This is a genomic window from Pseudomonas sp. GW456-E7, from assembly GCF_059424105.1.
In genome coordinates this window covers 37,280-59,824 of record NZ_JBWKZB010000036.1, presented here as the reverse complement: position 1 = coordinate 59,824, position 22,545 = coordinate 37,280, and the positions used below count along the sequence as shown (strand labels likewise).

The 22,545-nt window shown below is 59.8% G+C and carries 23 protein-coding genes; 16 read left to right on the top strand and 7 right to left on the bottom strand.

What is annotated here, in order from left to right; translation table 11 throughout:
• Positions 1–133: 133 nt before the first annotated feature.
• Positions 134–1,108 (bottom strand): 2-hydroxyacid dehydrogenase, encoded by a 975-nt coding sequence (locus AC07YV_RS21385; protein ID WP_102701096.1) that lies wholly within the window; start codon positions 1,106–1,108, stop codon positions 134–136.
• A 199-nt stretch (positions 1,109–1,307) separates the two neighbouring features.
• On the opposite strand from AC07YV_RS21385, the gene AC07YV_RS21380 reads away from it, so the two are divergent.
• Positions 1,308–1,565: a hypothetical protein gene (locus tag AC07YV_RS21380; protein ID WP_102701095.1), complete on the top strand. Its 258-nt coding sequence runs from the start codon at positions 1,308–1,310 to the stop codon at positions 1,563–1,565.
• Between the two features lie 177 nt (positions 1,566–1,742).
• On the opposite strand, the gene AC07YV_RS21375 is transcribed toward AC07YV_RS21380, so the two are convergent.
• The 4 genes from AC07YV_RS21375 to norR all read right to left on the bottom strand — a co-directional run bounded on the left by AC07YV_RS21375 (position 1,743) and on the right by norR (position 5,355).
• On the bottom strand, positions 1,743–2,069 hold the full coding sequence (locus tag AC07YV_RS21375) for a hypothetical protein (RefSeq protein ID WP_102701094.1): 327 nt from the start codon (positions 2,067–2,069) through the stop codon (positions 1,743–1,745).
• A gap of 172 nt (positions 2,070–2,241) precedes the next feature.
• Positions 2,242–2,700 (bottom strand): GNAT family N-acetyltransferase, encoded by a 459-nt coding sequence (locus AC07YV_RS21370; RefSeq protein WP_173900831.1) that lies wholly within the window; start codon positions 2,698–2,700, stop codon positions 2,242–2,244.
• 27 nt (positions 2,701–2,727) lie between these two features.
• Complete coding sequence (locus AC07YV_RS21365) at positions 2,728–3,630, bottom strand: chemotaxis protein CheV (RefSeq protein WP_007970363.1); 903 nt, start codon at positions 3,628–3,630, stop codon at positions 2,728–2,730.
• A gap of 174 nt (positions 3,631–3,804) precedes the next feature.
• A complete protein-coding gene (gene norR / locus AC07YV_RS21360) occupies positions 3,805–5,355 on the bottom strand; it encodes a nitric oxide reductase transcriptional regulator NorR (protein WP_102701092.1) in 1,551 nt (516 codons plus the stop codon).
• 156 nt (positions 5,356–5,511) lie between these two features.
• On the opposite strand from norR, the gene hmpA reads away from it, so the two are divergent.
• Positions 5,512–6,693, top strand: a complete 1,182-nt coding sequence (hmpA, locus tag AC07YV_RS21355; RefSeq protein ID WP_102701091.1) for an NO-inducible flavohemoprotein — start codon at positions 5,512–5,514, stop codon at positions 6,691–6,693.
• A gap of 203 nt (positions 6,694–6,896) precedes the next feature.
• Positions 6,897–7,406 (top strand): disulfide bond formation protein B, encoded by a 510-nt coding sequence (locus AC07YV_RS21350; RefSeq protein ID WP_007970367.1) that lies wholly within the window; start codon positions 6,897–6,899, stop codon positions 7,404–7,406.
• Between the two features lie 552 nt (positions 7,407–7,958).
• Here the strand turns inward: AC07YV_RS21350 and AC07YV_RS21345 are convergent.
• Positions 7,959–8,219 (bottom strand): hypothetical protein, encoded by a 261-nt coding sequence (locus AC07YV_RS21345; protein WP_007970369.1) that lies wholly within the window; start codon positions 8,217–8,219, stop codon positions 7,959–7,961.
• A 27-nt stretch (positions 8,220–8,246) separates the two neighbouring features.
• Between AC07YV_RS21345 and cyoA the strand changes: the two genes are divergently transcribed.
• Genes cyoA through cyoE form a run of 5 tightly spaced genes read left to right on the top strand, consistent with a single transcriptional unit; the run spans position 8,247 to position 13,093 of the window.
• Positions 8,247–9,182: a ubiquinol oxidase subunit II gene (gene cyoA, locus AC07YV_RS21340; RefSeq protein ID WP_102701090.1), complete on the top strand. Its 936-nt coding sequence runs from the start codon at positions 8,247–8,249 to the stop codon at positions 9,180–9,182.
• Positions 9,183–9,185: 3 nt separating this feature from the next.
• Positions 9,186–11,216 (top strand): cytochrome o ubiquinol oxidase subunit I, encoded by a 2,031-nt coding sequence (gene cyoB / locus AC07YV_RS21335; RefSeq protein ID WP_102701089.1) that lies wholly within the window; start codon positions 9,186–9,188, stop codon positions 11,214–11,216.
• A gap of 3 nt (positions 11,217–11,219) precedes the next feature.
• Positions 11,220–11,846 (top strand): cytochrome o ubiquinol oxidase subunit III, encoded by a 627-nt coding sequence (locus tag AC07YV_RS21330; protein WP_102701088.1) that lies wholly within the window; start codon positions 11,220–11,222, stop codon positions 11,844–11,846.
• On the top strand, positions 11,847–12,194 hold the full coding sequence (cyoD, locus tag AC07YV_RS21325) for a cytochrome o ubiquinol oxidase subunit IV (RefSeq protein ID WP_007970373.1): 348 nt from the start codon (positions 11,847–11,849) through the stop codon (positions 12,192–12,194). It abuts the gene before it with no gap.
• A gap of 11 nt (positions 12,195–12,205) precedes the next feature.
• A complete protein-coding gene (gene cyoE / locus AC07YV_RS21320) occupies positions 12,206–13,093 on the top strand; it encodes a heme o synthase (protein ID WP_102701087.1) in 888 nt (295 codons plus the stop codon).
• Between the two features lie 377 nt (positions 13,094–13,470).
• Here the strand turns inward: cyoE and AC07YV_RS21315 are convergent, their stop codons facing one another.
• On the bottom strand, positions 13,471–14,889 hold the full coding sequence (locus AC07YV_RS21315; protein ID WP_102701086.1) for an aminotransferase-like domain-containing protein: 1,419 nt from the start codon (positions 14,887–14,889) through the stop codon (positions 13,471–13,473).
• Positions 14,890–15,037: 148 nt separating this feature from the next.
• Between AC07YV_RS21315 and AC07YV_RS21310 the strand changes: the two genes are divergently transcribed.
• The 8 genes from AC07YV_RS21310 (at position 15,038) to AC07YV_RS21275 (ending at position 22,508) form a co-directional block, all read left to right on the top strand.
• Positions 15,038–16,138, top strand: coding sequence for an MFS transporter (locus tag AC07YV_RS21310; protein WP_102701085.1), 1,101 nt, complete (start codon positions 15,038–15,040; stop codon positions 16,136–16,138).
• Positions 16,139–16,180: 42 nt separating this feature from the next.
• Positions 16,181–17,461 carry an ATP-grasp domain-containing protein gene (locus AC07YV_RS21305; protein WP_102701084.1) on the top strand — a complete coding sequence of 427 codons (1,281 nt, stop codon included), beginning with the start codon at positions 16,181–16,183 and terminating at the stop codon, positions 17,459–17,461.
• A 48-nt stretch (positions 17,462–17,509) separates the two neighbouring features.
• A complete protein-coding gene (locus AC07YV_RS21300; protein ID WP_102701083.1) occupies positions 17,510–18,004 on the top strand; it encodes a RidA family protein in 495 nt (164 codons plus the stop codon).
• A gap of 83 nt (positions 18,005–18,087) precedes the next feature.
• Positions 18,088–18,573 carry a cupin domain-containing protein gene (locus tag AC07YV_RS21295; RefSeq protein ID WP_102701082.1) on the top strand — a complete coding sequence of 162 codons (486 nt, stop codon included), beginning with the start codon at positions 18,088–18,090 and terminating at the stop codon, positions 18,571–18,573.
• A 233-nt stretch (positions 18,574–18,806) separates the two neighbouring features.
• Positions 18,807–19,451: a glutathione transferase gene (yfcF, locus tag AC07YV_RS21290; RefSeq protein ID WP_102701081.1), complete on the top strand. Its 645-nt coding sequence runs from the start codon at positions 18,807–18,809 to the stop codon at positions 19,449–19,451.
• 32 nt (positions 19,452–19,483) lie between these two features.
• Positions 19,484–20,824 (top strand): KamA family radical SAM protein, encoded by a 1,341-nt coding sequence (locus tag AC07YV_RS21285; protein ID WP_102701080.1) that lies wholly within the window; start codon positions 19,484–19,486, stop codon positions 20,822–20,824.
• A gap of 31 nt (positions 20,825–20,855) precedes the next feature.
• Positions 20,856–21,728, top strand: a complete 873-nt coding sequence (locus AC07YV_RS21280) for a branched-chain amino acid aminotransferase (RefSeq protein ID WP_102701105.1) — start codon at positions 20,856–20,858, stop codon at positions 21,726–21,728.
• A 21-nt stretch (positions 21,729–21,749) separates the two neighbouring features.
• Positions 21,750–22,508 (top strand): TauD/TfdA family dioxygenase, encoded by a 759-nt coding sequence (locus tag AC07YV_RS21275; RefSeq protein ID WP_102701079.1) that lies wholly within the window; start codon positions 21,750–21,752, stop codon positions 22,506–22,508.
• Positions 22,509–22,545 lie beyond the last annotated feature (37 nt).

The following is a 22,545-nucleotide window of genomic DNA, read 5'->3' as shown; positions in this document are numbered from 1 at the left end:
CGGATCTTAGCGGATGGTTCTATTGCTGGGTGATGTGCTGAATTGCAAAGTGTGTATTAGTTGAATTCAAGTTTGTTTTAATCGAACTTCTGAAGGCAAAGGGCAGGCGCTTGTATCACCTGCCCGTTTTGCGTCAGCCCTTCCAGACTTGCGGGTTTACCAGGTCCTGCGGGCGCTCCCCCAACAGGGCGCTGCGCAAGTTGGCCAGGGCACGGTTGGCCATGGCATCGCGGGTCTCATGGGTGGCCGAGCCGATGTGCGGCAAGGTCACGGCGTTGTTCAGCTGGAACAGTGGTGACTCGGCCAGCGGTTCTTTTTCGTACACGTCCAGCCCGGCACCACGAATGCGCTTGTTTTGCAGCGCTTCGATCAGCGCCGGTTCATCCACCACCGGGCCACGGGAGATGTTCACCAGTATCGCACTCGGCTTCATCAGCGCCAGTTCGCGATGGCTGATCAGGTGCCTGGTTTTTTCGCTGAGCGGTACCACCAGGCAGACGAAATCAGCTTCGACCAGCAACTGATCGAGGCTGCGAAACTGCGCGCCGAGTTCCTGTTCCAGCCCGGTCTTGCGACTGTTGCCGCTGTAGATGACCGGCATGTTGAACCCCAGGCGACCACGTCGGGCGATGGCCGCACCGATATTGCCCATGCCGACGATGCCCAGGGTCTTGCCATGCACATCGCAACCGAACAACGGCGCACCGACAGTGGCCTGCCATTGCCCGGCCTTGGTCCAGGCATCCAGTTCAGCAACGCGACGCGCGCTGCTCATCAACAGCGCGAACGCCAGGTCGGCGGTGCTTTCGGTGAGCACATCCGGCGTGTTGGTCAGCATGATTCCGCGTTCGTTGAAGTAGGCCAGGTCATAGTTGTCGTAGCCCACCGAGACGCTGGACACCACTTCCAGGCTGGCGGCGTTTTCCAATTGGGCGCGGCCGAGTTTGCGACCAACGCCGATCAGGCCGTGGGCATGGGGCAGGGCTTCGTTGAACTGGGCGTTGATATCGCCGTTTTTCGGATTCGGCACGATGACGTCGAAATCCTGTTGCAGGCGTTCGACCATTGCCGGAGTGACGCGGCTGAAGGCCAGGACAGTCTTTTTCATGAGGGGCGGGCTCGTCGGGCGGTGAAGAATGCTTAGCAAGCTACAAGTTTCACGCGGCAAGCTGCAAGTTTAAAAGTCGACCTCATCGCTTTTAACTTGAAGCTTGTCGCTTGAAGCTTGTCGCTGCCGTTCCGTTATACTGCCCTCTTTCGCGGCTCACTCACCGGGCCCGACAATTCATGCATCACCCGGAGCTTTCATGACTTCCCCGAAACAACCGCCGGTCGCCGACACCCAGAGCGACGTGCAGGCAGAGCTGCCAGACAGCGTCGACTCCAGCGCCGACAGCGAAACCAAAGCCGAAATCCCGGCATTCAAGTTCCCGTTCAAGCCGGGCGAACTGGCGGCAGCCAAGGGCTCGAACCAGCCGTGGTACAAGAACGGCGCCAAGAACGGCCACACCAAGACGCCGGGCATGGCGCCGCCGGGGACTCGCCGGTCGATGGGCAAGCGCTGAAATTCCAGTGCCTGGCCTGCCGTCATCGCGAGCAGGCTCGCTCCCACAGTGAATCTGTGTCGTACACAAATTCCATGTTCACTGAAGATCCCTTTTGGGAGCGAGCCTGCTCGCGATGGGGCCATTGCCGGTAGCCCAAGTTTTTGATCAAACTGCCCGCAACGAAATGTGCGCCACTCAATTGGCCTTGGCGGTCGGGCGGATGGAGTCCCATTCGGTGACGTACGCGGTTTTGCTCTTTTTGTTGTAGAGGCACAGCTCGGTGCCTTGTGCACCTTTCATGTGCTTTTGCGGGTACTGGCCCTGGAGCAGGAGCGCGGTATAGCCAACCCGGTCATCGAACTGCGCGGCGTTGCCCACGGGTTTGGTGTCTTTCAGGCCGCTGGCCTTGGTGCAACTGGCAAGTACGGCCTTGTCGTAGGCGGCCCAGGCATCGGGGCTGGAGGCGTGGGCCTGAGAGGCGAGGGCGGTGAGGCAGAGAATAGTCAGGGTGGCTGCTTTCATGGTTCAGGCGTCCTTGGGGCAGTGGCCGAAAGGTGAGTATGCCTGAAGATTTGGCGCAGATTATGTGGGCCTCATCGCGAGCAGGCTCGCTCCCACAGTGACCGAGTGTGGCCACAGATTGTGCGTACGACGGGTAACCTGTAGGAGCGAGCTTGCTCGCGATTGCGGCGTATCAGTCTGGAACCGGCTCCCGGCGAACGGCACGCATCCCGACACTTTCATACAATCGCCGCGCCCGGTGGTTGTCTTCCAGCACCTTCAAGTCCACACATCCTTCGCGCCGTTGCTGGAACACCTTGAACGCCTGCAACAACAAGGCACGCCCCAAGCCCCGGCCCTGGAATCGCGGGTGCACCACCAGGTTCTTGATGTAGGCGCTGGTCCAGCACTGGCACACGCCAACAATGCCTTCGGCATCCCGGGCGATGAAGCACAGCGCCGGGTCATATTCCGGGTCGTTTTCAAACTGCCATTGCCACATGTCCAGCGCTGCCACGCGACCGCCACCTTCGAGGTAACCGAACTCCATCAACCGGTGCACGGCTGCGCCGATTTCGGGATGGTATTCGCTCAGTTGCAGGCCGGCTGGCCAATCGGGAGACGGTACGACTTCAGTGAGGTCGCGCCGCATCAGCCAGCAAAAGTCCTCGGCCAAGGCTCAGTAACCCTGTTCAGCGACAGCCTTGGCCGCAGTGATCAGGCACTGGGTCAACTCCGGCGAAGAGAACTTGGTGAGCACCGCGTTCGCCCCCGCCAGTCGGGCTTTCTCGGCGTTCATCGCACTGTCCAGCGACGTGTGCAGCAAGACATATAGATGCGCGAAGTCCGGGGTTTCCCGCAGGGTGCGGGTGAAGGCGTAGCCGTCCATCTCGGACATTTCGATGTCCGAGACGATCAGGTTGATCTGCTGCGCGGTGCCTTGCAGGTCCAGCAGGCAGTCAATGGCTTCCTTGGCGCTGCGGGCCGTATGGCATTGCAGGCCAAGGTTACGCAGGGTGTGTACCGATTGCTGCAAGGCGACCTGGCTGTCGTCGACCACCAGGATGCGCGCGTTGCCGAGCAGTTCGGCGTCTTCCATGCTCAGTTCGGTCGGCGCCATTTCGATTTGTGCCGGGGCGATGCCGTGGATGACTTTTTCGATGTCCAGTACCTGCACCAGGGTGCCATCGACTGACGTCACGCCGGTGATATAGGCGCGCAAACCACCGGAGCCGAAGGGCGGCGGGCGGATGTCGGTGGTCAGGCAATGGACGATCTTGCTCACGGCCTGCACGTGCAGGCCCTGCTTGGAACGGCTGACATCCGTGACGATCAGGCAGCCGCCGTTCGGGTCTTCCAGCGGGCGCTCGCCAATGGCGCGGCTGAGGTCGATCACCGACAGGGATGCGCCGCGCAGGGTGGCGATGCCTTTGACGTGGGGGTGTGACTCCGGCAGCCGGGTCAGCGGCGGGCAGGGAATGATCTCACTGACCTTGAGCAGGTTGATCGCCATCAGCTTGCCGCTGCGCAGGGTAAACAGCAGAAGCGAAAGTGAGTCTGCGCGGGCTTTGGTGGAGGACATATGAACCTTCTCTGGAAAAAGGTGACGGGCAATCCCGGGATCGCCATGACTTCGATGCCGGGTTATCGACTTGTCGGGGGCAGTCTTTAGTTTCAATGACTCAAGGGCAGATCAAAAGATCGCAGCCTGCGGCAGCTCCTACAGGGATCGCATTTCTCTGTCAGAAATCTTTGCTTATTTCATCCCCAACCGCTTGGCCATTCGCCCCAGGTTCGCCCGATCCAAGCCTAGCTCACGGGCCGCGCTTGCCCAGTTGTTGTTATGCCGTTCCAGGCAGGCACCGATCATTAGGCGCTGATAACGCTCGGTGGCCTCACGCAAATCGCCGGTCGGCGCTTGGGTGACGGTGGCGACAGGCTGCTCGGCAGCGGTTTCAACGCTGGCGTTGGGCAAGTCCAGGTCGGCGGCGCTCAGGCTGAGAATCTTCGGCCGTTCCTTGCAATTACCCAGGGCTTTCAAGGCGCTGCGGCCGATCAAATGTTCAAGCTCGCGCACATTGCCGGGCCAGTCATAGGCCAATAGCGCGGCCTGGGCGTCGCTGCTCAGGCGCAGGCTGTTGAGGCCCATGCGCGAACGGTTCTGCTCGAGGAAGTAACCGCTGAGCAGCAGCACATCGCGCCCGCGATCGCGCAGGGCCGGCACCAGCAGCGGATAAACGCTGAGGCGATGATAGAAGTCGGCACGGTAACGACCGCTGCGCACTTCCTCGGCGAGGTCGCGGTTGGTCGCCGCGATCAGGCGCACGTCGACCTGATGCTCCTGGTCCGAGCCCAATCGCTGCAGCTGACCGCTCTGCAGCACCCGCAACAGCTTGGCCTGCACCGTCAACGACAGCTCACCGACCTCATCGAGAAACAGCGTGCCGCCATTGGCCAGCTCGAACTTGCCACGGCGGTCGTTCATCGCCCCGGTAAAGGCGCCGCGGACATGGCCGAACAACTCGCTTTCCACCAAGGTGTCGGGCAACGCGGCGCAGTTGAGGCTGATGATCGGTTTGTCGGCGCGGGGCGAGGCGGCATGGATGGCCTGGGCCACCAACTCCTTGCCGACCCCGGTTTCGCCAGTGATCAGCACGGTCAGGTCGCTGCCGCCGACCAGGCTGATTTCTTCGACCAGACGCTTGTGGGCCTTGCTCTGGCCAATCATCTCGCGATTTTGCTGGCCGCTGGCCTGGCGGTAGACCTCGGCGCGCTGATGCTCATCTTCGACCCGGTTGTTCAACCGCTCGATGCGTTCGGCGGCGTTGACCGTGGCGGCGGCCAGGCTGGCGAAGGCTTGCAGGGCATCCAGTTCGATCGGTTCGAAGCGCTCCGGATCGAGGGCGTCGAGGGTCAGCAGACCCCAGGGGCGCTCGTCGATGAACAAGGGGCAACCCATGCAGTCGTGGACTTCCAGATGATCATCCAGGCCATCGACCAGACCGTCATAGGGGTCGGGCAAGTCGCTGTCGGCAGCGAAACGGGTCGGGCCGGGGCTGCCGAGCAGCGCTGCGAAACGCGGGTGCTCACTGACCTTGAAGCGCCGACCGAGGGTGTCGGTACTCAAACCGTCGACGGCCAGCGGCACCAGCCATTCGCCATCGAGGCGCAGCAGCGCGGCGGCATCGCACGGGAGCAGGGCGCGCATGGCCTCCAGCAGGCGGCGATAACGCTCGCCCTCGGGCAGTTCGCGGGACAGGTCGGAAACCAGGGGCAGCAAGGCGGTGAGCAGTGGTTTTGCAGTCATAGTGACTCCGTGTAGTCGGTATGACTATAAAGCAGGCAGTGTCTAAATGACTATTAAGTTATTAACTTATTGATTTTTAACGATTAAATAGTTGGCACGAAAGCTGATACGCATAGGGTAATCCGTTAGCAACCCAAGAAGACCAGGAGTCACCTTATGCTGAGCGCTCAAGACCGTGCCATCGTCAAATCCACCGTACCGCTGCTCGAAAGCGGTGGTGAGGCGCTGATCACGCACTTCTACCGCATGATGCTCTCCGAATACCCGCAAGTCCGCCCGCTGTTCAACCAGGCCCACCAGGCCAGCGGTGACCAGCCGCGAGCCTTGGCCAACGGCGTATTGATGTACGCGCGCCATATCGACCAGCTCGACCAGTTGGGCGACCTGGTGGCCAAGATCATCAACAAGCACGTGGCCCTGCAGATCCTGCCTGAGCACTATCCGATTGTCGGCAGCTGCCTGCTGCGGGCGATCGCCGAAGTGTTGGGCGAAGAGATCGCCACCCCGGAAGTGATCGCGGCCTGGGGCGCGGCCTACGGCCAACTGGCGGACATCCTGATCGGTGCCGAAGCCAGCGTTTATGACCAAAAAGAACAGGCCCACGGCGGCTGGCGCGGGGCGCGGGAATTCATCGTGGCAGGCAAGGTCCAGGAGAGCGCCGAGATCACTTCGTTCTACTTCGAACCGGCGGACAAAGGCCCGATCCTCGAGGCAGAACCCGGCCAGTACATCGGCATGAAACTGATCCTCGAGGGTGAAGAGATCCGTCGCAACTACTCGCTGTCGGCGCTGGCAAACAAAGGCCAGTACCGCATCAGCGTCAAGCGTGAAGCCGGTGGTCGCGCGTCCAACTACCTGCATGACCAGATGCATGTCGGCGCCAGCATCCAGCTGTTCCCGCCATCGGGCGAGTTCACCCTGACTGCCAGCGACAAACCATTGGTACTGATCAGCGGCGGCGTTGGCATCACCCCGACCCTGGCGATGCTCGAAGCGGCGCTGGAGACTCAGCGGCCGGTGCATTTCATCCACTGCGCGCGCAACGGCAGCGTGCATGCCTTCCGCGACTGGATCGACGGCCTGGCCGAGCGTCACCCGCAACTCAAGCGCTTCTACTGCTATTCCGAGGACGACGGCGTGAGCCCGGCGGCGCACAAGGTCGGTTTGTTGAGCCAGCAGCAGTTGAATGCATGGCTGCCGGAGCAGCGTGACCTGGATGTTTACTTCCTGGGGCCGAAAGGTTTCATGGCATCCATCAAGCGCCATCTCAAGGCACTGGGTGTGCCGGAGAAGCAAAGCCGCTATGAGTTCTTCGGGCCGGCAGCGGCGCTGGAGTAAAAGATCGCAGCCTTCGGCAGCTCCTACAGGATGCAATCCATTCCGATGTAGGAGCTGCCGGAGGCTGCGATCTTTTAAAAGTTAATCCCTCCTTAACCGCTTTGTCGTCTATTCCCCCCGAATCCCCCGGACATGCTCCAGACTCTCAAAGGTCCGGGCCAGCGTGTAGACTGGCGGGCACTCGAATCTTGAAGGGAAACGCGATGAGCGATGAATCCATGCGGTTGGGGCGTGAGCGGCGCTACCTGGTGTTGTTGGGCATCATTTGCCTGGCGTTGATCGGCGGCGCGCTGTACATGCAAATTGTCCTGGGCGAGGCGCCTTGCCCGCTGTGCATCCTGCAACGTTATGCGTTGCTGCTGATCGCGATCTTCGCCTTCATCGGCGCGGCCATGCGCAACCGTCGCAGCATCACGGTGTTCGAAACCCTGGTGGTGATCTGCGCGCTGGCAGGTGCAGGCGTTGCCGGGCATCACGTCTATACGCAGTTCTATCCGGCGGTCAGCTGTGGCATCGATGTGCTGCAACCGATTGTCGATGACTTGCCGCTGGCGAAGATCTTCCCGCTGGGTTTCCAGGTCGATGGTTTCTGCTCCACGCCATACCCGCCGATCCTCGGTTTGTCGCTGGCGCAGTGGGCGCTGGTGGCTTTCGTATTGATCGTGGTACTGGTCCCGCTGTTGACGTCGCGTAACCGCAAAGCGCTGCGCTGAGGTCATCGGTCGCCACGCATTGTCGGACAAAAAAAGCCCCGTTCCTTGCACAGAGGAGCGGGGCTTTTTTTGTGTTGGGGAGCGCATTCCGAAGGCCTGGTAAAAAGACCCTGATGTGGGGCAGCCAAGGGTGCGACACATGTGCGACATGTTGTCACAGAGTCAGCGTCGCAGGGCGTTCATGGAAGCTGGATTGGCACATGGAATCGTAACGAAATTGGGCTGTTTTGCAGGCTCCCGGTTTTTTCCGTCCCGGACCCGAACAGGCAGTTTTAACAGGGGCTTACGATTGGCCAGAGCCCCCGTCATATCGGGCCTTTGGCACGGTAAAGGGCAGCAGGGAGGCCCCCGATACTGTCTGAACTGCGGGTGGAAGACCTACTTATTTTGGTGTTTTTGTTGAGAATCAATTTCGATAAGATGCGCCACTTTTGCGAAAATGGTGAATGATTGTTGCCGGTTCGGATAAAAATTATTTCGGGATGAGACATGGTTTATAAAACGCTACATATCTACAATCGCCCGCACTGAATTCCCGACGCTGCTCAAATCTTAACCAGGTGTGAGCAGGAACAGGGTGTCGAGAGGTCTGGTGGCTTCATGCGATGCCCAGGTGTCGGAGCCTCCAACTACCCGCACCAAATGGAATTGGTCTGTAACAAGGCCTTTGACCACGAATTCGAATAAGAACTCACCGCAGGCCCGGGATTTGTCGTACAGCGTCTGACGCACGACGGGCATGCCCTTATTCAATCCAAGAAAAATGCCAACCCTTGGCAGGGTGAAGTGTTGGCGATCAAAACCCAACTGCATTGCGCAAGCTGCTTTAGAGGTCGTGAGATGAGTAAAAACAGGTACCCCAGACTACTAGGCTTATTGCCGCTGATCGGCACGTTGTTGCTGTCAGGCTGCAACATGACCTTGCTCAATCCCAAGGGCCAGGTCGGTCTGGACGAGCGAAACCTGATCATCACCGCAACGCTGCTGATGCTGTTGGTCGTGGTTCCGGTCATCGTCATGACCTTCCTGTTCGCCTGGAAATACCGCGCGTCCAACACCAGCGCCACCTACACCCCGAAATGGAACCACTCCACCAAGATCGAGATCGCGGTGTGGGCCGTTCCAGTGCTGATCATCATTGCCCTGGGTTACGTCACCTACAAGTCGACCCACGCTCTGGACCCGTACAAGCCGCTGGAATCGGACGTCAAGCCGGTGACCATCGAAGTGGTCGCGCTGGACTGGAAGTGGCTGTTCATCTACCCGGAACAAGGCATCGCCACGGTCAACAAGATCGTGTTCCCGGCGCACACCCCGATCAACTTCCGCATTACCTCTGACGCCGTGATGAACTCGTTCTTCATCCCTGCGCTGGGTGGCCAGATCTACGCGATGGCGGGCATGCAGACCAAACTGCACCTGATCGCCAACGAAAACGCTGAAATGGACGGTATCTCCGCCAACTACAGCGGCGCTGGTTTCACCGGCATGAAATTCAAAGCGATCGCAACTTCCCAGGAAGATTTCGACGCCTGGGTAAGTGAAGTCAAAAAGGCACCTAAACAGCTTGAACAAGCTGAATACGCAGCCCTTTCCAAGCAGAGCCAGAACAACCCAGTCGAGCTCTACTCCTCGGTGACGCCGAACCTGTTCCAGACCATCGTCGACAAGTACGAAGGCATGAAACCGGGTCCTAAGGTGCACCACGAGAAGAAAGAGAAAGAAGTGGCCGCTACGGACATGAACTCGCATTCAGCTGCCGGGGCAGAGGAGTAAACGATGTTTGGTAAATTAAGTTGGGAAGCGATCCCGTTCCACGAGCCGATCGTCATGGTGACCATCTCCATGATCGCGCTCGGTGGTCTGGCGTTGTTCGCTGCAATCACCTACTTCAAGAAGTGGACTTACCTGTGGACCGAGTGGCTGACGTCGGTCGACCACAAGAAAATCGGCGTGATGTACATCATCGTCGCCATGGTCATGCTGCTGCGCGGCTTTGCCGACGCCATCATGATGCGTACCCAGCTGGCCATGGCCACCGAGGGTTCGCCTGGCTACCTGCCACCTGAACACTATGACCAGATCTTCACCGCTCACGGTGTGATCATGATCATCTTCATGGCGATGCCATTCTTCACCGGCCTGATGAACCTTGCAGTGCCGCTGCAGATCGGCGCGCGTGACGTTGCGTTCCCGTTCCTGAACTCCCTGAGCTTCTGGCTGCTGGTTTCCGGCGTGGTGCTGATCAACCTGTCCCTGGGCGTCGGCGAATTCGCCAAGACCGGCTGGGTTGCCTATCCGCCGCTGTCGGGCCTGCAATACAGCCCTGGCGTGGGGATGGACTACTACATCTGGGCGCTACAGCTATCGGGCCTGGGTACGACACTGACGGGGGTCAACTTCCTGGCCACCGTGCTGAAAATGCGTACCCCTGGCATGAAGCTGATGGACATGCCGATCTTCACCTGGACCTGCACCTGGGCCAACGTCCTGATCGTGGCTTCGTTCCCGATCCTGACCGCTACCCTGGCGCTGCTGACGCTTGACCGTTACATGGATTTCCACATTTTCACCAATGAACTTGGTGGCAATCCGATGATGTACGTGAACCTGTTCTGGGCCTGGGGTCACCCTGAGGTGTACATCCTGATCCTGCCAGCGTTCGGTATCTTCTCCGAAGTCATCTCGACCTTCACCGGCAAGAAACTGTTCGGTCACCACTCGATGATCTACGCATCGGGCGCGATCTCGATCCTGGGCTTCATGGTTTGGCTGCACCACTTCTTCACCATGGGTTCGGGTGCCAGCGTCAACGCCTTCTTCGGTCTGGCGACGATGCTGATTTCCATCCCGACGGGTGTGAAGCTGTTCAACTGGCTGTTCACCATCTACCAGGGCCGTCTGCGTTTCACCAGCCAGGTGCTGTGGACCCTGGGCTTCATGGTGACCTTCGCCATCGGCGGCATGACCGGCGTACTGCTGGCCATCCCGGGTGCCGACTTCGTTCTGCACAACAGCCTGTTCGTGATCGCGCACTTCCACAACGTGATCATCGGCGGTGCGGTATTCGGTTACATCGCAGGTTTCGCGTTCTACTTCCCTAAAGCGTTCGGCTTCAAGCTGCACGAAGGCTGGGGCAAGGCTGCATTCTGGTTCTGGATCTCGGGCTTCTTCGTCGCGTTCATGCCGCTCTATGCACTGGGCTTCATGGGCATGACCCGTCGTCTGAACGCCACCACCAACCCTGAGTGGGTGCCGTACCTGTACGTCGCCATGTTCGGTGCGGTGATGATCGCCGTGGGTATCGCTTGCCAGCTGATCCAGCTGTACGTCAGCGTGCGTGACCGCAACAAGCCGGAAAACATGTGCGAACACGGCGACCCGTGGAATGCACACACCCTGGAATGGTCGACCTCGTCGCCACCTCCGTTCTACAACTTCGCTGTGCTGCCTAAAGCCGACGCTGTCGACCCGTTCACCGAAGCCAAGGAAAACGGCACCGCGTACAAGGTTCCGGCCAAGTACCAGCCGATTCACATGCCAAACAACACCGCGACCGGTGTGGTGATGGGCGCGCTGCTGACCGTGTTCGGTTTCGCGATGATCTGGCACATCTGGTGGCTGGCAATCGCGAGCCTGGCTGGCACCGTGATCTACTTCGTGATCCACGCGGCCCGTGATGATCAAGGCTATATGGTGCCGGTCGACGTGATCGAGCGCATCGAAGCCGAGCAGCACAAGCGTCTGGTTGCGGCAGGGAAAATCCCGGCCACCGCCACCCGTGTTGAAACCTCGTTGGAACAGGCTTAAACCATGTCGAACTTAGTGACCAATGCTGGACACACCCATGTCGATGGACATGGGCATGATGACCATCACCACGACTCGGGCGAGATGACCGTATACGGTTTCTGGCTCTACCTGATGACCGACTGCATTCTGTTTGCGTCGATCTTCGCGGCGTACGCGGTACTGGTTAACAACGTAGCGGGTGGCCCGTCGGGCCACGACATCTTCGAACTGCCATACGTACTGGGCGAAACCGCTCTGCTGCTGTTCAGTTCGATCACCTACGGCTTCGCCATGCTGGCGTTCTTCCGTGGCAACAAGAAGCAGGTCCTGGGCTGGCTGGCCATGACCTTCCTGTTCGGTGCCGGCTTCATCGGCATGGAGATCAACGAGTTCCACGTACTGATCTCCGAAGGCTACGGCCCTAGCCGTTCCGGCTTCCTGTCCGGGTTCTTCACCCTGGTCGGCACCCACGGTCTGCACGTGACCAGCGGTCTGATCTGGATGGCGATCATGATGTATCAGGTGCAGAAAAACGGCCTGACGGCGACCAACAAGACCCGTCTGAGCTGCCTGAGCCTGTTCTGGCACTTCCTGGACGTCGTGTGGATCTGCGTATTCACCGTTGTTTATCTGATGGGGACTATGTAAATGGCTAACGCAGCTCATTCCCACAATGGCCATGACAGCCACGATGCCGGTCACGGCAGCGTCAAGTCCTACGCCATCGGCTTCATCCTGTCGGTGATCCTGACCCTGATCCCGTTCGGTCTGGTGATGTACCCGACGCTGCCGAAGTCGATCACCCTGATGATCGTCGTCGCGTTCGCCGTCATCCAGGTGCTGGTGCACCTGGTGTACTTCCTGCACCTGGACCGTTCGGCCGCGCAGCGTAACAACGTGATTGCGTTTGTCTTCGCCGCGATCGTGATTGTCCTGCTGGTTGGCTTGTCGCTGTGGATCATGTTCAGCATCCACACGTTCATGATGGCGAAGTGAGGTAGATCCGCATGTCCCTTAAGCACTTTATCCAAATCACCAAACCGGGGATCATTTTCGGTAACGTGCTTTCTGTGGCAGGCGGATTTTTCCTGGCCTCCAAAGGGCATGTCGATCTGGCCATCTTCCTGGCCGCCATGATCGGCACGTCCCTGGTGGTTGCCTCCGGTTGCGTGTTCAACAACTGCATCGACCGCGACATCGACATCAAGATGGAGCGCACCAAGAACCGCGTGCTGGTCCAGGGCTTGATCTCCCTGAAACTGGCCCTGATCTATGCGACCGTCCTGGGTGTCGCTGGCGTTGCCCTGTTGTACAAGGTGGCCAACCCGTTGGCCGCACTGTTCGCGGTCATCGGCTTCGTGATCTACGTCGGCTTCTACAGCCTGTACCTCAAGCGCAAGTCGGTTCACGGCACGCTAGTGGGCAGCCTGTCGGGCGCCATGCCGCCGGTGATCGGCTACGTCGCGGTGAGCAACACCTTCGACATGGCTGCGCTGACCCTGCTGGTGATGTTCAGCCTGTGGCAGATGCCGCATTCCTATGCCATCGCGATCTTCCGCTTCAACGATTACCTGGCCGCATCGATTCCGGTGCTGCCAGTGAAACGCGGGATCGAAGTGGCCAAGAAGCACATCCTGATCTACATCCTGGCCTTCCTCGTGGCGACCTTGATGCTGACCTTCAGTGGCTACGCCGGCATGAGCTACCTCGCCGTCGCCGCGGCCATGGGCATGTACTGGCTGTACATGGCCTGGACCGGCTACAAGGCAGTGGATGACACGGTCTGGGCACGCAAGCTGTTCGTGTTCTCGATCTTCACCATTACCGCGTTGAGCGTGATGATGTCCCTGGACTTCAAAGTGCCGACCGAGCTGTTGCTGACGTACGCGCCTTAAGCGTCGGATGCTGTAAAGAAAAGCCCCGCCTTCGAGAGAAGAGCGGGGCTTTTTGTTGGAGCCAATTTTGAGTACGGCACCAACCCCCCTGTAGGAGCTGCCGCAGGCTGCGATCTTTTGATCTTGACCTTTGACGGAACTGACATCGCTGAAAATCAAAAGATCGCAGCCTGCGGCAGCTCCTACAGGGGGGGCGAAGTTAACCGGCAAGGATGGGGGCGGCAATCGTAGCGATCTGCTGGCCGGGGATGGCCGGGACACCACACCCCCTGTGGGAGCGAGCCTGCTCGCGAAGGCGGTGTGTCAGGCAATATTGATGCTGGATGTGACGGCCTCTTCGCGGGCAAGCCCGCTCCCACAGGATTGAGAGCAGTCAGTTATTTATGGGGTTTATCCAGCAACCGGAAAAACCGCTCACGTACCTGCAAACTGTCGCTGTGCGCCACATTGAACCGCAGGAATTGACTGGCATTAGGGGCTTTGCTCAGCAAGGTGCCCGGTGCCAATACCATGTTGTTCTCCAGCCCTTGTCGTGCCAGGTTCTCGGCATGCAATCCATCCGGCAATCGCGCCCAGATAAACACGCCTTCGCCGGGCAGCGAGGAAAGTGAACACCCGGCCTCCGCCAGCCAGCCGGCCACTCGACTGTTGGATTCATACAACCGGTCCACCGTGCGCCGTGCATGTTTGGCGTAGCTGCCGTCACTGAGCATGGTGCAGGTGATCTGCTCCGCCAGTTCCGAGGTCACGCCACCGCAGGCCATTTTCAGGGCGACCATGCGTGCCGCCAGTTGCGGTGACAGTACGGTGTAGCTGACGCGGCTGTTGGCGGTCAGGGTCTTGGAGAAGCCCGACACATAACTCACATTGTCCAGCCCGCTGGCCGCCAGGCGCGGGGTGCGGCGTTGCTGGATGTCGCAGTACAGATCGTCTTCGACGATGTGGAAGCCGTGGCGGTGGCTCAGTTCCAGCAAGCGGTAGACCTGGGCCGGGGTGAACGAGTGGCCGGTGGGGTTATGCAGTGTGCTGTTGGTCATGTACAGCACGGGTTTGTGGGCGATCAGCAGTTGCTCGAGCGCGTCGAGGTCCATGCCGTCGCAATCCCGGGCGATGGTGATGACTTTGGCCCCGTGCAGCGCCAGATTGGCGTGCATGTTGAAGTAGCAGGGGTCATCGAGCAGTACGGTGTCGCCGGGTTTGACCAGCAGGCGCATCAGCAGGTCGATGGCCTGCATGGTGTTGGCGGTGGTGATGATCTGGTCCACCGGCGCTTCGATGCCGAAGGTCGCCAGTTTGACCCGCAAGGCCTGGCGCAACGGCAAGTAACCGCCGGCCACGCCGTACTCGCCCATACGCAACGACGTAGCTCGCAGAGTACTGCGCACGGCTTTCTGCAATTCTTCGGCGGGCAGCCACGAGGTTGGCAGGAAACCGCAGCCGGGGCGCAGCGCGCCGTTGTCCAACAGCAGTGCGCGGCGAATCACGCTGAGGGTGTCCTGGGGTTGCAGGTCCGGGCCGGTACCACTTTTCAGCGCCGCTTCGGAGCGATGCACGTAATGCCCCGAGCCCTGGCGCGACACCACCAGCCCCTTGGCCCGCATGCGGTCCAGGGCATCGACCACCGTGGACTTGCCCACGTTCATCAAGTCGGAGAGTTCGCGAATCGGCGGCAGCTTGGCGCCGTGGGGCAGGCCCCCGGTGCTGATGGCTTGCGTCAGCTGATCGACGATCTGCTGCACCAGCGGCGCGCCGGGCTGGAATTCAATGGCTTTGATGACTGCTCGTTGAACCTGCATTTTACTGGTCTCTCCGGCAGTAAAGTTCGTTGGATTCTATACGAACTTGCCCTGATCAGGACAAGCCTCTCTCTCTACCATGCCCTTACAGACTTTTCTGAATGTCGGCCTTGGTTGGCGGGCGTTCATCCGGTTCCTGAGGTGCTGCATGAGTGTCGAAACAACCGTCGCGGTAGCCAAGCCGGTCATTAACCTGCGGTTATTCACGATCCGGATCATCACGGCTGTTTCGCTGTTCGCGGTGCTGGGCAAGGCCAACGTCTGGCTCGATACAGCCACCAACAGCATCCTGGCCCTTGGGTATCGTGCCTTGTTGCTGTTGTTGCCCCTGACTTTACTGGTGCTTGGCCGTCGCTCCCTGAGCGTCACGCTGCTGTGTGCCGGGCTCGGCCTGGTATTGCTGGCACTGACCAGCCATCAAGGCATGGTGATGTTTGCCGCCGCACTCTTTGCCTATGGCATTGCCATTGCCGGTTACCTGATCAAGAGCGAGGCGGCCCAGACCAAGGAAGGTGCGGCCTACAACCGCGTGGCCATGAACATGGGCAGTCTGGTGGCCGGTTTGATCCTGCTGTCGCCGCTGCTCACGCCAACGATGTTTTTCCTTGGAGCGGCGGCCTTTGTGTTGCTGTGCCTGCCGATCGCCCTCGGCGCGACCTTCACCACCGAGCCGGTGCTGGCCCGCCCGGCCAGTCAGGCCGGTAGCAACTGGGGCAACAAACTACCCTGGGTGATCGCCGGGATCATCATGGGCATCAAGCTGTTCGGAGTGTTCTCGATCCTGCCACAGGCGATCCTGCTCAAGACCGGCGAGCTGCCGGCCTGGTACGGCCTGATGCTGATCCTCAACAGCGCCGTGGTGGTGTTCGCCCAGATGCCGGTGATGAAGCTGATCGAGCGCACCGGGCGCTTCAAGGTCGTGGCGGTGATCGGGATCATCGTCGGCGGTTTTGCCGTGTTGTCTTCGCCCGCCGCGTTCCACGTCGAAACCCTTGTCGGGGCGCTGATCTGGGTTGCGTTGCTGTCGATCGCCGAATGCGCCTTCAGCTACCTCGATTACTTCTCGGTCAAGCAAAACAACATGTTCGTCAAGGAAGTGTCCCTGGGTGTAGGGGCCGGGCTGACCGTGTTGATCATGCGAGTGGTGCCGGCGCCGGACAACGCGCTGGTCCTCGCCGCCATCGGCGCCGGCGGGATCCTGGCCTGGTACTGGCTCAACCGTAAATCCAATGCGTCGTTGCATGACTGAGTCATCGCCGTTGCGGTTTTCACTTTGCAGGTCGGGGGCATTATGAATACGACTTCATGCGTGGTAGTGGTCGGTTACAACGGCAATCGGGTTCACGACATCCAGAAATTGCGCGAACTGTGCAAGTCGCTCTACAACGCCAGGCTTATCCTGCTGGTCGAGAAGATTCAGCCCCATGACGACCAGGTGGCCGATCACGTCTGCAGCACTTCGCTGGCTGAGAAAGACGTGGCGACATCCCTTGAACTGGTGGTGGGGTGCCTGAATGCCGACAGCTGGAAGCTGATCGGCGTACTGCCGTTCTCCGATCGCGGCGTGCTGCTTGGTGCAGCGCTGGCCAGTCACTTCGGCCTGCCGGGCATTACCCCGGACGAAGCGCGGGCGGGCCTGGACAAGCAGATCTTTCGCCGGCTCGAAGCGACGGCCAGCAGCACCCCCGAAGAATATCGGCCGGTGTTTTCCGTGCGGGTCGAAAGCCTGCCGGAACTGCGCCAGCGCGTCGTCGAACTGGGCGGCAAGGCCTTCATCAAGCCGGCCTGCGAAGGGGCGAGCCGAGGCTGTCGCGTGATCCATCACCCTTCGGAGTGCGGTGACGCCTGGCTCGCACTCAAGCCCTACCGCGAAGGCGGCATCGTCCTTGAAGAACTGGTGCAGAACGCCCGCGAATACAGCTGGGACTGCGTGGCCGGCAGCACCTGGGTGACTGAAAAAACCACCACCGAAGGCGCCTACCGCGCAGAGATCCAGCAAGTCGTCCCCGCACCGCTTCCCACTGAGGTCCAGGCGCGCTTGATGGCTGCCGGTCGGCATATGGCGGGTCTGGTGTCCCGGGACAACGGTGCCTGGCACAACGAAGTGTTCCTGCGCCGCGACAATCTGACCAGCGCCGTGGAAACCAACATGCGCCCTGGCGGCATGCACATCTGGGACCTGGCCAAGCGCGCCTTCGTCAATTTCGATCCGTGGGAGCGCTGGGTGCGCTGGGCGGTGGAAGGCAAGACCGAGCAGCATGAGCCAGTGGCTCGCGGCTACTGCGGCATTCGCCTGCTCAGGGCGCCGGCCGGCGGCATCCTGCGGGCAACGCCAGACATCGAGGCCCTGGCCCGCGCACTGCGCATCGACCTGGTGGAAGGGCAGTACGCCAAGCGTATTGGCGACTCGGTCAGTGCGTTGGTCAAAGACAACTTCTCATTCATCGGCCACATCGTGTTGTTCAACGAACACTACGGGCAACTGAGCAACGACCTGTTGCGCCTGGCCGAGTCGATTGAGTCACGCATTGAGGTGACTTGCCTGGCACCGGCCACCCGCGCCGTGTGCTGAGCCCGCAAGCACCCGTTTTTTGCATTACTGATCAAGAGGGTTCGATCAATGATCCAGCACATGACCTGCGATGAACGCTTCATCGCCCTGGCCAAAGAGTTTGGTTATGACATCTACGGCGAAAACACCGCAGGCGGGCATTATGCGCCGCTGATCCGTCATCACGATGAGCTGTACATCAGCGGCCTGGTGCCACGCATGAACGGCAAGATCCATTACCCCGGCCGGGTAGGGCTGGACCTCAACATGGCCGATGCGCAAGCGGCCGCCAGCATCAGTGCGATGCGCGGGTTGGCGTTGATTGTCGATGCCATCGGTTCGCTGGACAAGATCAAGTCATTGATTCGGGTAACGGTCTATGTGAAGTCCACGGCGGATTTTGTCGACTTGAGCGAAGTGGCCAACGGCGCCTCGGATGTGTTCAGTCACGTGTTGGGTGATGCCGGTAAACATACGCGCACTACAGTCGGTGTTTATCAATTACCCAAGAATGCCGCGATAGAAGTGGACATGATTGCTGCCTTGCGCCCATCGGTTTTGTAAATTATTTCCAGGCTTTACAGCGCTGAACCTATAACTTAAGGTTTAGCGCTAAAGTGTGGGAAATAAAAAGAAAGGACGTGCGAATGGATAACTTTCAAGGTGCGTTTTTTTCATATAAAGACTTTCGTCAGAGCCTGCATCATCGACAGCAAAGTGCCAAGGTGTGGAAAGGCACTGAGCTGGCGGGAATGCGTCAGACCCTTGAGGCCAGCGACGTTGATATTGTCGCGTTGGCTCACGACAAGAGCATTGACGGCTGTGCCGTGACGCCCGGGATGGCGATCGCCATGCAATGGCTGAACCCCGGTGTGACGCTCAACGGTCATGCCCATTCCTGGTGGCATCTGTTCGTTATCCAGTGTGGCAGCGGCGTGCTGACCCTCGGCGATGCCGATGAGGTCGACGTCAGCAGCGGCGACGTGCTGCTGGTGCCGGCCTGGACCCGACATGGCTTCGTCAACACCAGCAAACACGAGCCTCTGGCGATGCTGAACATGAGCAACATGCCACAAATGGCACTGCTCTCGAACTTTGCCGACAGCCATGGCCTGATCACCACCCAGCCGTAATTTCCCAACGCATCAACCCAGGGAGCCAACCTTCGTTGGCTCCCTTTTTTTTGTTTTAGAGGCCTGCACCTGTATCCCCATTTGCAGCGCTTTTGGCTGCGTGTCTGCCGGTAAAAAACAACTTTCTGTATCGATTGAAACGGACAAATTCTGTATCTATTCAGCCTTCATTCAACTAACTACGATCACTTCCAATGCACGTTAATCCCTGCAGTCAGTGAATGGAGTGCTCTATGGAAAACAGGAAGCTCAAACTGTATGTCGGCGCCGATCATGTCAGCGCTTTTGCGATGTCGGCTTTTGTCGCGCTCAAGGAAAAGCAACTTTCATTTGAACTTGTCACGGTGGATCTGAAATCACGCGAAAACTATAGGGCGAGTTATCGCGATCTTTCGTTGACCTGCAAAATTCCAACCTTAGTTCACGACGATTTTGCCTTGTCGGAATCCTCGGCAATTGCCGAGTACCTCGACGAACTCTGTCCGGGGCATAAAAGTCTCTATCCACAGGGTCTCCAGCAGCGTGCCCGCGCCCGTCAATTGCAGGCCTGGTTGCGCAGCGACTTGCTGGTGGTGCGCAAGGAACGCCCGTTTGACCTGGTGTACTTCGGCAAGAAAAACACCGCGCTGTCAGACGAGGCCCAAGCCGCCGTCGAGCGCCTGTTGTTCGTCGCCGACCATTTGCTGGAGGAGGGCGCCGAGCATCTGTTCGGTGACTGGAGCATTGCCGACACCGACCTGGCAATCATGCTCAACCGCCTGGTTGCCAACGGCGATCCGGTGCCGGTACGGCTCCAAGCCTATGTGCGTCGCCAGTGGGACCGCGACAGCGTTCGGGCGTGGATGGACATAGAGCGCAAAGCGCCGGCCATCGCCTAACAACACTCAGGGCAACCACCAGGAGCGCGGCCATGCAAGGACTGTCGGAGCACGAACGCTACAAACCCTATAACTCACGCACCATCCGCGACACGCCTTACTGGCACAAGCTGACGCCGGCATTGCAGGAGGCCATGACTGTGGTGGCCCGGGTCATGCCGTTTCGCACCAACGAATACGTGCTGGGCACGCTGATCGACTGGAACAACATTCCGGACGATCCGGTTTTCCGCATGACCTTCCCCCACAAGGACATGTTGCTGCCAGAGGAATATGCCTCGCTCAAGCAACTGATCGAGCTGGATGACAGCGCGGCGATCAAGCGCCGGATCGAGGCGATCTGGCTGCGCATGAACCCGCATCCGGCCGGGCAGTTGACCCACAACGGCGTCACGCTCAACGGCAAAGTCCTGCCGGGCATCCAGCACAAGTACCGCGAGACTGTGCTGTTTTTCCCCGGCGCCGGTCAGACCTGTCACGCGTACTGCACTTTCTGTTTCCGCTGGGCGCAGTTCATCGGCGAAGAAGAGCTCAAGTTCAACGCTCGCGAGTCCCAGGAGCTGGTCAGTTACCTGCGGGTGCATACCGAAGTCACGGATGTGCTGATTACCGGCGGCGACCCGATGATCATGAACACTCGTTCGCTGGCCGGATACATCGAGCCGTTGCTGCAATTGCCACACCTCAAGAGCATCCGCATCGGCACCAAATCGGTGGCGTACTGGCCGCAGCGTTTTGTCAGCGACAAGGATGCGCCTGAGCTGCTGGCGCTGTTCCAGCGCATCGTCGCGGCGGGTAAAAACCTGTCGATCATGGGCCACTACAACCACCCGGTGGAGATCCGCCAGGCCATTGCCCGCCAGGCGATCGAGCGCATCCGCTCGACGGGCGCGACGCTGCGCATGCAGGCGCCGGTGATCCGCCACATCAACGAAAACCCCGCCGATTGGGCCGCGCTGTGGACCGAAGGCGTGCGGCTCGGGGCCGTGCCTTATTACATGTTCGTCGAGCGTGACACCGGCCCCAGCCACTACTTCGCGATGCCGCTGGCCCGGGCCTTCGAGATCTTCCAGGCGGCGTACCGCACGGTGTCGGGGCTGGCGCGAACGGTGCGCGGGCCGTCCATGAGCACTTTCTACGGCAAGGTGTTGATCAACGGCATCGAGACCGTCGCCGGGGAAAAAGTCTTCGTCTTGCAGTTCCTCCAGGCACGCAATCCGCAATGGGTGTTGCGCACGTTCTACGCGCGCTTCGATCCGCAAGTGACCTGGTTCGATGACTTGCAACCGGCCTTCGGCGAGCGTTCGTTCTTCTTTCAGACCGAGCTCGCCGCCGTGCCGGAATTGATACCGGTGTTGCTGGAAACGGCGTAGGAACATTCATGAGCAATGGGGAGAGATGGATATGAGCGGTATCCCGTTTGATCAGCGCGAGGGTGTCATCTGGCTCGACGGCGAGTTCGTCGAGTGGTCCCGGGCGCAGTTGCATGTGCTGACCCATGGCCTGCATTACGCGAGCACCGTGTATGAAGGCGAGCGGGTCTACAACGGCAGGATCTTCAAGCTGCGCGAGCACAGCGAGCGGCTGTACCGCTCGGCGCACCTGATGGACTTTGCCATCCCCTATGAGCTGGCCGAACTGGAAGCGGCGAGCCATGAACTGCTGCAACGCAACAAGGTGGTCGAGGGTTATCTGCGCCCGGTGGCCTGGCGCGGCAGTGAAATGATCTCCACCTCGGCGCGCTTCAACCGTGTGCACGTGGCCATCGCCTGCTGGCAGTGGCCGAGCTATTTCGACCCGGCGGCACGCATGGTCGGCATCCGCTTGAAAACCGCGAGCTGGCGCCGTCCGCCACCCTGCAGCAGCCCGTTCGAGGCCAAGGCCTCCGGGCACTACCAGATCGCCACGCTGAGCAAGCACGACGCCGAGAACACGGGTTACCACGATGCCTTGATGCTCGACTGGCGCGGCCACGTCGCCGAAGCCACCAGCGCCAATGTGTTCTTCGTCAAGGGCCGGACGCTGCACACCCCGCTGCCGGATTGTTTTCTCAACGGCATCACGCGGCAAACCGTGATCGAACTGGCCAGGGCGCTGGATTATCAGGTGGTCGAACGGACGATCTTGCCTACGGAGCTTGGCGACTTCGACGAGTGTTTTCTCACCGGCACCGCCGCCGAAATCACCCCGGTGCAGAGCATCGATGAGCGCTGCTATCGACCGGGCGACGCCTGCCGCGACTTCATTGCCGCCTACACCTCAACCGTAAACGCCTGATCACCTGCCAGGAATCTCACCATGTCAGATCAAGGGATTGTTGCGTCTCAACCTTACATTTCGCTCGGCCATCGTCATGAAGAGCTGTCGACGTTGGGCTGGACTGTGCTGACCCCGGAAGAATTTGCCGATGATGTCGTAGGCACCTTGCATGAGTTCGGTCCGATCATTCCGCAGTTCAACGGCCAGATGGCCTTTCCCATCACTCGCAAGCCAGGTTACGAAGACTTGCCATATTCCCAGAGTATGAACGGCATTGGCCCGCACACCGAGGCGCCCGTGTACGGGCCGCCGCCGCGTTATCTGGCGTTGCATTGCCATAAGCAGGCCACGTGCGGGGGCGGGCACACCGGTTTGGTGGACGGCTACGAGTTTCTCAAGTCCTTGGAGCGCAGTGAACCAGAACTGCGTGAGTGGCTGGATGACACGCCGGTAGAATTTGTCGCCACCGCCAAACCGGGCGAACCGGGACAACGGCGGGTCAAGGAGTACATCCTCACGCCTACGGAGGACGGGGATATTTTCCGCTTCAGCTACAACCAGTTTCACTACGGCGATGTAAACCCGTCCAGGGAGGCTCTACAACAATCCCTGGTCGCCAACAGCACTTCGCCGCTGGCCAGGTTTGCCGCGCTCGGCGAGGCCTACTTCGTCGAGCACAACATTCCGGTGCTGATTCCCGACGGATGCCTGCTGATTTGGGACAACTGGCGGATGATTCACGCCCGCAGTCGTTACACTGATCCGGCGCGCAACCTGACCCGCTATTGGCTGGCCTGATTTTTCCGGCGCCCTTCATTCTTTTGGCGTACCCCTT

What these genes read in the sequence shown, in the direction of transcription:
- AC07YV_RS21385 (WP_102701096.1), bottom strand. Translation starts at nt 1,108, where the DNA reads ATGAAAAAGACTGTCCTGGCCTTCAGCCGCGTCACTCCGGCAATGGTC.
- AC07YV_RS21380 (WP_102701095.1), top strand. Translation starts at nt 1,308, where the DNA reads ATGACTTCCCCGAAACAACCGCCGGTCGCCGACACCCAGAGCGACGTG.
- AC07YV_RS21375 (WP_102701094.1), bottom strand. Translation starts at nt 2,069, where the DNA reads ATGAAAGCAGCCACCCTGACTATTCTCTGCCTCACCGCCCTCGCCTCT.
- AC07YV_RS21370 (WP_173900831.1), bottom strand. Translation starts at nt 2,700, where the DNA reads ATGCGGCGCGACCTCACTGAAGTCGTACCGTCTCCCGATTGGCCAGCC.
- AC07YV_RS21365 (WP_007970363.1), bottom strand. Translation starts at nt 3,630, where the DNA reads ATGTCCTCCACCAAAGCCCGCGCAGACTCACTTTCGCTTCTGCTGTTT.
- norR (WP_102701092.1), bottom strand. Translation starts at nt 5,355, where the DNA reads ATGACTGCAAAACCACTGCTCACCGCCTTGCTGCCCCTGGTTTCCGAC.
- hmpA (WP_102701091.1), top strand. Translation starts at nt 5,512, where the DNA reads ATGCTGAGCGCTCAAGACCGTGCCATCGTCAAATCCACCGTACCGCTG.
- AC07YV_RS21350 (WP_007970367.1), top strand. Translation starts at nt 6,897, where the DNA reads ATGAGCGATGAATCCATGCGGTTGGGGCGTGAGCGGCGCTACCTGGTG.
- AC07YV_RS21345 (WP_007970369.1), bottom strand. Translation starts at nt 8,219, where the DNA reads ATGCAGTTGGGTTTTGATCGCCAACACTTCACCCTGCCAAGGGTTGGC.
- cyoA (WP_102701090.1), top strand. Translation starts at nt 8,247, where the DNA reads ATGAGTAAAAACAGGTACCCCAGACTACTAGGCTTATTGCCGCTGATC.
- cyoB (WP_102701089.1), top strand. Translation starts at nt 9,186, where the DNA reads ATGTTTGGTAAATTAAGTTGGGAAGCGATCCCGTTCCACGAGCCGATC.
- AC07YV_RS21330 (WP_102701088.1), top strand. Translation starts at nt 11,220, where the DNA reads ATGTCGAACTTAGTGACCAATGCTGGACACACCCATGTCGATGGACAT.
- cyoD (WP_007970373.1), top strand. Translation starts at nt 11,847, where the DNA reads ATGGCTAACGCAGCTCATTCCCACAATGGCCATGACAGCCACGATGCC.
- cyoE (WP_102701087.1), top strand. Translation starts at nt 12,206, where the DNA reads ATGTCCCTTAAGCACTTTATCCAAATCACCAAACCGGGGATCATTTTC.
- AC07YV_RS21315 (WP_102701086.1), bottom strand. Translation starts at nt 14,889, where the DNA reads ATGCAGGTTCAACGAGCAGTCATCAAAGCCATTGAATTCCAGCCCGGC.
- AC07YV_RS21310 (WP_102701085.1), top strand. Translation starts at nt 15,038, where the DNA reads ATGAGTGTCGAAACAACCGTCGCGGTAGCCAAGCCGGTCATTAACCTG.
- AC07YV_RS21305 (WP_102701084.1), top strand. Translation starts at nt 16,181, where the DNA reads ATGAATACGACTTCATGCGTGGTAGTGGTCGGTTACAACGGCAATCGG.
- AC07YV_RS21300 (WP_102701083.1), top strand. Translation starts at nt 17,510, where the DNA reads ATGATCCAGCACATGACCTGCGATGAACGCTTCATCGCCCTGGCCAAA.
- AC07YV_RS21295 (WP_102701082.1), top strand. Translation starts at nt 18,088, where the DNA reads ATGGATAACTTTCAAGGTGCGTTTTTTTCATATAAAGACTTTCGTCAG.
- yfcF (WP_102701081.1), top strand. Translation starts at nt 18,807, where the DNA reads ATGGAAAACAGGAAGCTCAAACTGTATGTCGGCGCCGATCATGTCAGC.
- AC07YV_RS21285 (WP_102701080.1), top strand. Translation starts at nt 19,484, where the DNA reads ATGCAAGGACTGTCGGAGCACGAACGCTACAAACCCTATAACTCACGC.
- AC07YV_RS21280 (WP_102701105.1), top strand. Translation starts at nt 20,856, where the DNA reads ATGAGCGGTATCCCGTTTGATCAGCGCGAGGGTGTCATCTGGCTCGAC.
- AC07YV_RS21275 (WP_102701079.1), top strand. Translation starts at nt 21,750, where the DNA reads ATGTCAGATCAAGGGATTGTTGCGTCTCAACCTTACATTTCGCTCGGC.